Origin of the sequence: Methylibium sp. Root1272, from assembly GCF_001425905.1 — a bacterium.
In the GTDB taxonomy this organism is placed as follows: Bacteria; Pseudomonadota; Gammaproteobacteria; order Burkholderiales; family Burkholderiaceae_C; genus Methylibium.
The window spans coordinates 152,783-159,036 of the sequence record NZ_LMDY01000019.1 but is presented as its reverse complement, the minus strand read 5'-3'; the positions used below and the strand labels follow the sequence as shown (position 1 = coordinate 159,036).

Genomic DNA, 6,254 nt, shown 5'->3' with positions numbered 1-6,254 from the left:
GACGACGTCATCAACGTCGCCGGCCACCGCCTGGGCACCCGAGAGATCGAGGAAAGCGTCTCCAGCCACGCCAACGTGGCCGAGGTCGCGGTGGTCGGCGTGGCCGATCAACTCAAGGGCCAGGTGGCCGTCGCCTTCGTGGTGCCCAAGGACGCGCGGGGGCTGGACGAGCCGGCGGCGCGGCTGAAGCTCGAGGGCGACATCATGAAGACGGTGGACCAGCAACTCGGGGCGGTGGCGCGGCCGGCGCGGGTGCACTTCGTGACGGTGCTGCCCAAGACCCGCTCGGGCAAGCTGCTGCGCCGGGCGCTGCAGGCGGTGGCCGAGGGCCGCGACCCCGGGGACCTGACCACCATCGAGGACCCCTCGGCCCTGCAGGCCATCCGGGAACTGCTCGGCAGGTGAGGCCGGCGCGGGCGGCTGCCGCCGCGGGCCTCAGGCGCCGCGCCGGAAGCTCGCCAGCAGCGCGCCGGCCGCGATGAACAGGCTGCCGAACACGCGGTTGATCCAGCGGATCTGCCGCGGCGTCTGCAGCGCGCGCAGCACCCGGGCGGCCAGTGCGGTGTAGACCGCCATCACCACCAGGTCGGTGAAGCCCAGCGTCGCGGCGATCACCAGGTACTGCGGCGCCAGCGGCGCGGCCAGGTCCAGGAACTGCGGCACCACGGCCAGCAGGAACACGGTGCCCTTCGGGTTCACGGCGTTCACCATCCAGCCTCGCAGCACGAGCGTGCCGATGCGCGGAACGGTGGCCTCGGTTGTCGCCTGCACCAGCGGCACCGCCGGGGCGCGCCATTGCTGCACGCCCAGCCACAGCAGGTAGGCGACGCCCAGCCACTTGATCACTGCGAAGGCCGTGGCCGAGGTGGCGATCAGCGCGCCCAGGCCCAGGCCGACCGCGAGCACCTGGGTCAGGATGCCCAGCACCAGCCCGAAGGTCATGCAGTAGCCGCGCACGAAACCGTAGCGCGCACCGGCGCTCATGGCCGCCACGGCGCCGGCGCCGGGCGAGATGCTGATGGCCCAGGCGGCCAGGAAAAAGGTCAACCAGACGGTCAGCGACATGGGGGCCTCGGCAGGAGTTCGAGCCCGGCACTTTAGCGGTGCCGGGTTTGCGCCGCTCAAGGAAGGCCGGCAAGTGCCGAAAAAAGGGCACGCCGGGGCCATTCCCCGGCCAGAACCTCATGCACGACAGCCCCACCATCGACGTTCGGAAGCTGCGGATCGGACTGCACGTTCACCTCGACCTGGGGTGGATGGAGCACCCGTTCCCGCTCAACAACTTCCGCATCTCGACCGAGCAGCAACTCGAGACGCTGCTCGGGCTGGGCCTGCAACGGGTGCGCATCTCGCCGCAGCGCAGCGACAGCACGACGCTGCAGAGCCTGGTCGGCGAGGGCGTGCTGAGTGCCGAGGCGGCTGGCGTCGAGGCGCCGGCGGCTGCGGCTGCCGATGCCGCCGCGGTGCCCGTCGCGCCGGTGGAAACGCCCGAAGCAGTCGAGCGCCGCCTGCGCCGCGAGGCCCTGCTGGCGGAGCAGGCGTGTGCGGCCCAGGCCGAGCGCCACTACAGCGAAGCCGGGCGCGTGCTGAGGCGCAGCTTCGAACTGGCGAGCAGCCAGCCGCAAGCCGCACGCGAACAGACCGAGGCGCAGGTCAACGGTTTTCTCGACAAGGTGCTCGGCGCGCAGGAAATGGCGATCCGCCTGCTCAACGAAGGCGCGGGCGACCGTGGCTCGATGCATGCGATCAACGTCACCGTGATCTCCTTGCTGCTGGGCAAGCAGATGGAGCTCAGCAAGTCCGAGATGTTCGATCTGGGCACCGGCGCGATGCTGCACGACATCGGCAAGATCGAGCTGCCCGATCGCGTGCGCTGGCTCGACCCGCTGTCGCCCAGCGTGTCCAGCCACGAGCGGCAGTTCTACCAGGAGCACGTCTCGCACGGCGTGACGCTCGGCCGCAAGATGACGCTGGCGCCCGGTGCGCTGTTGGTGCTCGCACAGCATCACGAATACGCCGACGGCACCGGCTTTCCGCTCAAGCTCGGCGCCGACCGGATGAGCGCCGCGGCCAAGATCGTCGCGCTGGTGAATCGCTACGACAACCTGTGCAACCCGGCGACGCCGGCCCAGGCGCTGACGCCGCACGAGGCGCTGGCGCTGATGTACGGACAGATGAAGGCCAAGTTCGACAGCGCGGTGTTCGGCGCCTTCGTCAAGATGATGGGCGTGTACCCGCCCGGCTCGGTGGTGCAGCTGACCGACGACCGCTACGGCATGGTGGTCTCGGTCAACTCGGCCCGGCCGCTCAAGCCCTGCGTGCTGGTGCACGAGCCCAAGCAGCCGCGCAACGAAGCCGTACCGCTGAACCTCGAGACCACGCCGACGCTCGGCATCCGCCGCAGCCTGAAGCCGCAACACCTGCCGCGGGCCACGCTCGACTACCTGTCGCCGCGGCCGCGCGTCTGCTATTTCTTCGAGCGCGCCCGCGAGACCGGCGCGCTCGACGCCCGGGGAGCCGCATGACGACGCCGCCGCCCGTGTGGGAACCGCTGATCGGCAGCCTGCTCGAGGCCGTCTGCCTGGTCGAGCCGCTGACCCTGCACGTCGTCGCGGCCAACGAGGCCGCGGCCGCCCTGTTCGGCCAGCCGCTGTCGGCGCTGGTCGGTCGGCCGGTGATCGAGCTGTCGGCCACCCCCGAGGACGAGTGCTTCTGGGAGGACATGGCGGCTGGGGTCGGCACGGCCGAAGGCCCGCAGATCCACTCGGACAGCTTCGTGCGCCATGCCGACGGCCGCATGATCCCGGTCGAGCGGCGCGTCAACCGCATCTGGATGCGGCCGGGGCAGGCGATCTACGTGCTCGGGCTGCGCGACCAGAGCGCCCAGCGCCAGGCCGAGGACGAACTCGAGAAGCTGGTGGCCGAACTGCGCGCCACGCTCGAGTCGACCGCCGAGGGCATCCTCGTCACCGACCTGCACGGCGCGATCCGTGGCTGCAACCAGCTGTTCGCGCAGCTGTGGGACATGCCGGTCGAGCTGCTGACGCAGCGCGACGACAGCCAGATCCTCGAATGGATGCGCCGCCAGGTCGTCGACGAACAGGTGTTCGTCGAGCGGCTGGACGAACTGGACCGTGACCCGCTGCTGCGGGCCAGCGACGTGCTGCGCCTGCGCTCCGGGCGCGTGCTGGAGCGCGTGGTGCTGCCGCAGTACGGCCGCGGCCAGCCGATCGGCCGGGTCTGCTCGTTCCGCGACATCACCGAGCAACTGGCCAGCGCCGCGCGCCTGCAGCTCGCCGCCCAGGTGTTCGAATCGAGCCTCGACGCGATCTTCGTGACCGACGGCGAACACCGCATCGCTGCCGTCAATGCCAGCTGCGAGCGCGTCACCGGGCTCGGCCGCGAGCAACTCGTCGGCCTGCGCACCGAGGCCCTGCTGCACCCGCCCGGCGCCGACGACGCCGACATCGCCTGGTTCGAGCCGGTGCGCGAGCAGCTCGCGCGCCGCGGCGTGTGGGAGGGTGAGCTGTGGCACCGCCGCGCCGACGGCAGCACGCTGCCGGGGCAGGTGTCGCTGGTGCGGCTGGCCGCGAATGCCGCAGACCCGGGCGAGACCGGCGTGCGCCACGTCGGCTTCTTCAAGGACCTGACCGAGACCGTGGCGGCGCAGAAGCGCATCGAGGAGCTGGCCTTCACCGACGCGCTGACGGGCCTGCCCAACCGCGTGATGCTGGCCGAGCGCCTGGATTTCGCGCTGGCGATGTCGCACCGCCACCAGGCGCCGTTCGCGCTGCTGTTCCTCGACCTCGACCGCTTCAAGCAGATCAACGACTCGCTCGGTCACGTGTTCGGCGACCGTGTGCTCGTCGAGGTGGCCGAGCGGCTGAAGACCTGCCTGCGCCAGATCGACACCGTGGCGCGGCTCGGTGGCGACGAGTTCGTGATGCTGCTGAACCAGACCGATGCGCGCGGTGCCGAGGCCATTGCGCGGCGCGTGCTCGAGGTGCTGGGGCAACCGTTCACGCTCGAGGGCATGAGCTTCAGCGTCACCGCGAGCATCGGCATCGCGATGTACCCGAACGACGGCGAGTCGATGGACGACCTGATCAAGAACGCCGACGCCGCGATGTACCGCGTGAAGGAGCGCGGGCGTGCCGGCTTCCGCTTCTACCAGCCGCAGATGAACGTCGACCTGCTGGCGCGCATGAAGCTGGACCACTCCATGCGCCTGGCGCTGGAGCGCGGCGACTTCCGGCTGCACTACCAGCCGCAGATCGACATCGCCTCGGGCGCGGTGGTCGGTGCCGAGGCGTTGCTGCGCTGGCGAGATCCCGACCTCGGCGACGTCTCGCCGGGCGAGTTCATTCCGGTCGCGGAGGAGAGCGGCTTCATCGTCGCGCTGGGTGACTGGGTGCTGCGCGAGGCGGTGCGCCAGGCCGCGCTGTGGCGTGCGCAGGGCCGCTCGATGGTGGTGTCGGTGAACGTGTCGGCGCTGCAGTTCCAGCAGGCCGACTTCGTCGACCGCGTGGCGACGGTGCTGGCCGAGGCCAAGCTCCCGGCGCCCTGGCTCGAGCTCGAGCTGACCGAGTCGATCCTGATCCGCGACGCCGACGAGGCCCTGCAGCGCCTGCGTGCGCTCGACCGGCTCGGCGTGCAGCTCGCGATCGACGACTTCGGCACCGGCTATTCGAGCCTCGGCTACCTGAAGCGCTTTCCGATCAAGAAGCTCAAGATCGACCGCAGCTTCATCAAGGGCCTGCCGGGTGACGAGAGCGATGCCGGCATCGCGCAGGCGGTGATCCAGGTGGCGCGTGCGCTGCGGCTGCGCGTGATCGCCGAGGGTGTGGAGACGGTGGCGCAGCGCGATTTCCTGCAACGCGCCGGCTGCGACGAGATCCAGGGCTTCCTGTTCGCGCCGGCCCTGCCGGTAGCGGAGTTCGAGGCGCGGACCGCGACGATGCTCGACCTCCCCAGTGGGGTGAAGGCGCGCGCTCTGGCCTGAGCTCCATAAAGACTGGATATAAATACAGTATCCTGTGGCCCTCATGGCCACGATCCGCCCCGCGCCCCTGGCCGACCCGATCAAGGGCCGCGGCACCCCGGTGCGCATCGCCCACCGCTATGAGCGTGACCAGCGCGAGGCCGTCGACGATGGCTGGGAATCGCCGACTGCCGACGATGACGGCGGGCGACCCCCGCCGGTGACCCAGGTCAGCGAGGAGCGTGTCAAGACCCTCCTCAGTGCGAACGACTCGCCGGACATCCCCTTCGACCTGTCGATCAACCCCTACCGGGGCTGCGAGCACGGTTGCAGCTACTGCTATGCGCGGCCCACCCACAGCTACCTGAACCTGTCGCCCGGCCTGGACTTCGAGACGCGGCTGGTCGCCAAGGTCAATGCCGCCGAGCGCCTGCGTGCCGAGCTGGGGCGGCCGGGCTACCGGCCCAGCGCCATCAACATCGGCTCGGTTACCGATGCCTATCAGCCCATCGAGCGGCGGCTGCGCCTCACCCGCGCGGTGCTGGAGGTGCTGACCGCCTGCGAGCACCCGTTCAGCATCGTCACCAAGTCGGCCGGCGTCGAACGTGATCTCGATCTCATCGCGCCGGCCGCGCGCCGCCGGCAGGCGATGGTGTTCATCAGCATCACCACGCTCGATAGTGGCCTGTCGCGCCGGCTCGAGCCGCGGGCCGCGTCACCGCAGCGCCGCCTGCGGGCCGTGCAGCGGCTCGCCGAGGCTGGCGTGCCGGTGGGCGTGAACGTGGCGCCCATCATCCCCTTCGTCAACGAGCCCGAGATCGAGCGCATCGTCGAGGCGGCCGCGCTGGCGGGGGCGAAATCCATCCATTACACGGTGCTGCGCCTGCCCTGGGAGGTGGCGCCGCTGTTCCGCCAGTGGTTGGAGCAGCACCTGCCGGAGCGTGCGGCGCGCGTGATGGCCCGCGTGCAGGAGATGCGCGGCGGCAAGGACTACGACGCCGACTTCGCCACCCGCATGAAGGGCGCCGGGCCGTGGGCCGACCTGATCCGCCAGCGCGTTCGCAAGGCCGAGGCGCGGCAGGGCCTGGCGCACGAGCGCCTGGTGCTCGACACGAGCCGCTTCCGCCCTCCGCTCGGCGACCCGGCGCAGCAGACGCTGTTCTGACACCTGCGCCGCGCGATCTGGCGCCGCCCGCGCCGCCGTCTTTACGCTTTCTTGATGCGCCCGGCGCGGCTTTGTATGCCGTCCTGAGGCGGCGCTTCCTAGCATCTC

General features: G+C 70.6%; 5 protein-coding genes. 4 read left to right on the top strand and 1 reads right to left on the bottom strand.

Annotated features, from left to right (window positions below; all coding sequences use genetic code 11):
- Window positions 1-405, top strand: a 405-nt coding sequence (locus tag ASC67_RS20075) for an AMP-binding enzyme (protein WP_404932896.1), incomplete at its 5' end; no start/stop codon positions are given.
- A 30-nt stretch (window positions 406-435) separates the two neighbouring features.
- Here the strand turns inward: ASC67_RS20075 and ASC67_RS20070 are convergent.
- Window positions 436-1,065, bottom strand: a complete 630-nt coding sequence (locus ASC67_RS20070; protein WP_056326561.1) for a LysE family transporter — start codon at window positions 1,063-1,065, stop codon at window positions 436-438.
- A 119-nt stretch (window positions 1,066-1,184) separates the two neighbouring features.
- Here ASC67_RS20070 and ASC67_RS20065 point away from each other — a divergent pair, with 119 nt between their 5' ends.
- The 3 genes from ASC67_RS20065 to ASC67_RS20055 are packed head-to-tail and all read left to right on the top strand — an operon-like array spanning window position 1,185 to window position 6,146.
- A complete protein-coding gene (locus ASC67_RS20065; RefSeq protein ID WP_056326558.1) occupies window positions 1,185-2,525 on the top strand; it encodes an HD-GYP domain-containing protein in 1,341 nt (446 codons plus the stop codon).
- On the top strand, window positions 2,522-5,002 hold the full coding sequence (locus tag ASC67_RS20060) for a bifunctional diguanylate cyclase/phosphodiesterase (protein ID WP_056326555.1): 2,481 nt from the start codon (window positions 2,522-2,524) through the stop codon (window positions 5,000-5,002). Before ASC67_RS20065 ends, ASC67_RS20060 begins: the two co-directional genes overlap by 4 nt.
- Before the next feature lie 43 nt (window positions 5,003-5,045).
- Window positions 5,046-6,146 carry a PA0069 family radical SAM protein gene (locus ASC67_RS20055; RefSeq protein WP_056326551.1) on the top strand — a complete coding sequence of 367 codons (1,101 nt, stop codon included), beginning with the start codon at window positions 5,046-5,048 and terminating at the stop codon, window positions 6,144-6,146.
- The last annotated feature ends 108 nt before the right edge of the window (window positions 6,147-6,254 follow it).